This window comes from Methylobacterium sp. WL18 (assembly GCF_008040015.1).
GTDB classification, from domain to species: Bacteria; Pseudomonadota; Alphaproteobacteria; order Rhizobiales; family Beijerinckiaceae; genus Methylobacterium; species Methylobacterium mesophilicum.
Window position 1 is genome coordinate 1 of record NZ_VRVD01000489.1, and the last position, 3,515, is coordinate 3,515.

At 70.8% G+C, this 3,515-nt stretch carries 5 protein-coding genes and 1 pseudogene; 2 read left to right on the forward strand and 4 right to left on the reverse strand.

Annotated elements, in window-relative coordinates; all coding sequences use genetic code 11:
- Positions 1-141: pseudogene (locus FV228_RS34380) on the forward strand (urease accessory protein UreF); the annotation flags it as partial.
- A 9-nt stretch (positions 142-150) separates the two neighbouring features.
- Positions 151-768, forward strand: coding sequence for an urease accessory protein UreG (gene ureG, locus FV228_RS23535; RefSeq protein WP_147856786.1), 618 nt, complete (start codon positions 151-153; stop codon positions 766-768).
- Positions 769-788: 20 nt separating this feature from the next.
- On the opposite strand, the gene FV228_RS23540 is transcribed toward ureG, so the two are convergent.
- The 4 genes from FV228_RS23540 to FV228_RS23555 form a co-directional block, all read right to left on the reverse strand.
- Complete coding sequence (locus FV228_RS23540) at positions 789-1,013, reverse strand: hypothetical protein (RefSeq protein WP_147856787.1); 225 nt, start codon at positions 1,011-1,013, stop codon at positions 789-791.
- A gap of 133 nt (positions 1,014-1,146) precedes the next feature.
- Positions 1,147-1,920, reverse strand: a complete 774-nt coding sequence (locus tag FV228_RS23545) for an ABC transporter permease subunit (protein ID WP_147856788.1) — start codon at positions 1,918-1,920, stop codon at positions 1,147-1,149.
- Positions 1,917-2,834 (reverse strand): ABC transporter permease subunit, encoded by a 918-nt coding sequence (locus FV228_RS23550; RefSeq protein WP_147856789.1) that lies wholly within the window; start codon positions 2,832-2,834, stop codon positions 1,917-1,919. The genes FV228_RS23545 and FV228_RS23550 overlap by 4 nt, the downstream gene beginning before the upstream one ends.
- Before the next feature lie 52 nt (positions 2,835-2,886).
- Positions 2,887-3,515, reverse strand: a 629-nt coding sequence (locus tag FV228_RS23555) for an ABC transporter ATP-binding protein (protein WP_147856790.1), incomplete at its 5' end; no start/stop codon positions are given.

Sequence of the window (3,515 nt, forward strand, 5' to 3'; positions counted from 1 at the left end):
GCGGCGCTCGCACCCCTCCTGGTCCGGCTCGCGGAGGCGGCGCACGACGCGGATCTCGACGCGATCGGGTCTGCCACCATCCGGCTCGATCTCGGCTCGTTCCGGCACGAGACCCAGTATTCCCGCATCTTCCGATCCTGAGAACGCAGCATGACCTCCTCGAACGGCCCGCTCCGCGTCGGCATCGGCGGCCCCGTGGGCTCCGGCAAGACCGCCCTGATGGAGCAGCTCTGCAAGCGCTTCCGCGACCGCTACGAGATCTGCGCGATCACCAACGACATCTACACCAAGGAGGATGCCCGGATCCTGACGGTGGCGGGCGCGCTGCCGGAGGAGCGGATCCTGGGCGTCGAGACCGGCGGATGCCCGCATACGGCGATCCGCGAGGATGCCTCGATCAACCTCGCCGCGGTCGCCGAGATGAGCCGGCGCTTCCCGAAGCTCGACCTGGTGCTGATCGAATCCGGCGGCGACAACCTTGCGGCAACGTTCTCACCGGAACTCGCGGACATCACCCTCTACGTGATCGACGTGGCCGGCGGGGAGAAGATTCCCCGCAAGGGCGGTCCCGGCATCACCCGGTCGGACCTGCTGATCGTCAACAAGATCGATCTCGCGCCGCTGGTCGGCGCCGACCTGTCGGTGATGGAGGCCGACACGAAGCGGATGCGCGGCGCCCGGCCCTACGTCTTCGCATCCCTGCGCGGCGGCGATGGTGCGGACGCGGTCGCGCGGTTCATCGAGGAGGCCGGCGGCCTCGGCCGTTAGCCCTTCCGACGTTGCGCGTACTAGCGCCCGGCCTCCGCCGAGCGGGACCGGGGGGCCGCCCGGGGCGACAGGCCCATCAGGGAATCGAGGCGGCTCATCCGGGCGTCGAAATCCTTCAGCGCAGCTTGGCGCGCCTTGACGGCGGGGCTGGGCGATGGCTGCGCCTGCGCGCGGGTCGGGCGGGCCTGCGCCGCCGGGGCCAGGAGGAGTGCTGCCAGGGAGATCGTTGTCAGGGCACGGATCATGACGGTGGTCCCTCGGGGAACGGCCGCTTCAGCAGCCGAATCCCGGCAAGCCTATGATCCACCGGCGTGGGGCTGCGTGCGCGGGCGCACCTGGCGCGCGGCTGGGACCGTCTCCCGCGGGATGAATCGGCGCTCAGGCGTTCGCGCGTCGGACGGTCAGCCAGGAGGCCAGCAGGACGAACGTGCTGACCAGTACGACGAGGATCGTCGAGGCGGCATTGATCTCGGGATTCACCCCGAGCCGAACCTGGCCGTAGAGCCGCATCGGCAGCGTGGTCGAGCCCGGGCCCGAGACGAAACTCGCGATCACGAGGTCGTCGAGCGAGAGCGTGAAGGCGAGCAGCGCGCCGGCCAGCACGGCGGGCGCGAGCAGCGGCAGCGTGATCGTGAGGAACACCCGCAACGGACCGGCACCGAGATCGGCGGCCGCCTCCTCAAGCCCACGGTCGAGGCCGCGCAGGCGCGCCGCCACCACGACGGCGACGAAGCCGGTGCAGAAGGTCGCGTGCGCGATCACGATGGTGGCGATGCCCCGGTCGATGCCGATCCCGATGAACATCAGCAGGAGTGACAGGCCGATCATCACCTCCGGCATCACCATCGGCCCGAAGATCAGTCCGGTGAACAGCGCCCGCCCGCGGAAGCGGCCGTGGCGTTCGAGGGCCAGAGCCGCCAGGGTTCCCAGGATGGTCGCGATCAGGCTCGTGAACAGCGCGACCCGCAGGGAGACCCACGCCGCCGCCATCAGCGGCGCGTCGGCCAACAGGGCGCCGTACCACTTCATGGAAAATCCGCCCCAGACGGTGACCAGTTGCGAGGCGTTGAACGAGTAGACGACCAGAACCAGGATCGGCGCGTACAGGAACATCAGCCCGATCGTCAGCGCCGTACGGGTCACCCAGGTCACGGACGGCCCTCCCCGCCGGTGCGCAGGCTGTCGCGGAACAGCACCACGGGCCCGATGACGATGGCGAGGATCAGCACCGCCACGGCCGATGCGAGCGGCCAGTCGCGGTTCGAGAAGAACTCGCTCCACAGCACCCGGCCGAGCATCAGGGTCTCCGAGCCGCCCAGGAGATCCGGGATCACGAACTCGCCGACCATCGGAATGAAGCAGAGCCCGGCCCCGGCCGCGATCCCGGGCAGGCTAAGCGGAAGGGTCACCGACCAGAACACCCGCGTCGGCGAGGCGCCGAGATCCGCCGCCGCCTCGCGCAGCGCGGGATCGAGCCGGTTCATCACCGCGTAGAGCGGCAGCACCATGAACGGCAAGTAGGCGTAGACGAGACCGATGAGAATCGCGGCATCGGTGTTCAGGATGATCAGCGGCTCGGAGACCAGGCCGAGGCGCAGCAGGATCAAGTTCAGCAGTCCCTCGGGTTTCAGGATCGCGATCCAGGCGTAGATCCGGATCAGAAAACTCGTCCAGAACGGCACCACCACCAGGGCGACGAGGAGCGGCTGCCATCGCGACGGCGCCCGGGCCAGCGCGTAGGCGAGCGGCGTGCCGAGGGCGACGAGGATCAGGCTGGACGCCGCGGCGTAGGCGAGCGAGCCGAGGGCGGCATCGCGGTAGAGCGTGTCGGCGGCGAGCGTCGCGTAATTGTCGAGGTTCAGGGCTTCGAGGAAGGACGACCAGCCCTCGATACCGCCCTGCCAGTCGAAGACCGGCAGGTAGGGCGGGATCGCGGTGGCCGGCTCCGACAGACTGATCTTGAGGGTGATGGCGACGGGCAGCAGGAAGAAGGCCGACAGCCAGAGCAGCGGCGGCAGGCGCACGAGCCGGTCGAACAGCCGCTTTCCGGGCGCCTTCACCCTCATGGCTGCCGCTCCAGGGTCCCGGCCGGGCGGGCCCGGGTCATTGCAGCGCGCATCATGCCGGCAGGATCACGGCGTCGCTCGGGGCGAAGCCGGCGCGGGTGTCCGAACCCGCGGATTCCCGCTCGCCGCCCGGCCTGGCACTCGACCGCAGCAGAGTGCCATCGGGCAGGCGCAGCGTGCGGCGCAGGCGGTCGCCGAGAAAGGTCGCGTCGGCGATCGTCACCGGCAGGCCCTCGGCGCCGAGGACGAGGTCTTCCGGGCGCACGGCGACCACGACCGAGGCGCCCTGGGGCAACGAGTTCGCGGCGGCGCGGACCGGCCCGTGGGCGGTCTGCACCGTGCGGGTGTCGCCGGGCTCGGCGGGTCCCAGCCGGCCCGGGATGAGATTCACGTCGCCGAGCAGGCCTGCCACGAAGCGGCTGGCCGGGCGGCGGTACAACTCGGCCGGGGTCCCGACCTGGGCGAGCCGGCCATGCTCCATGACGCCGACGCGGTCGGAGAGCATCATCGCTTCCTCGGGATCGTGCGTCACCACCACGAAGGCGGTGCCGAGGCGGCGCTGCACGGCGCGCAGCTCGGCCTGGGTCTCCTCGCGCAGGCCCCGGTCGAGGGCGCCCAGCGGCTCGTCCAGGAGCAGCAGCTTCGGCTCGCGGGCGAGCGCCCGGGCGAGCGCGACCCGCT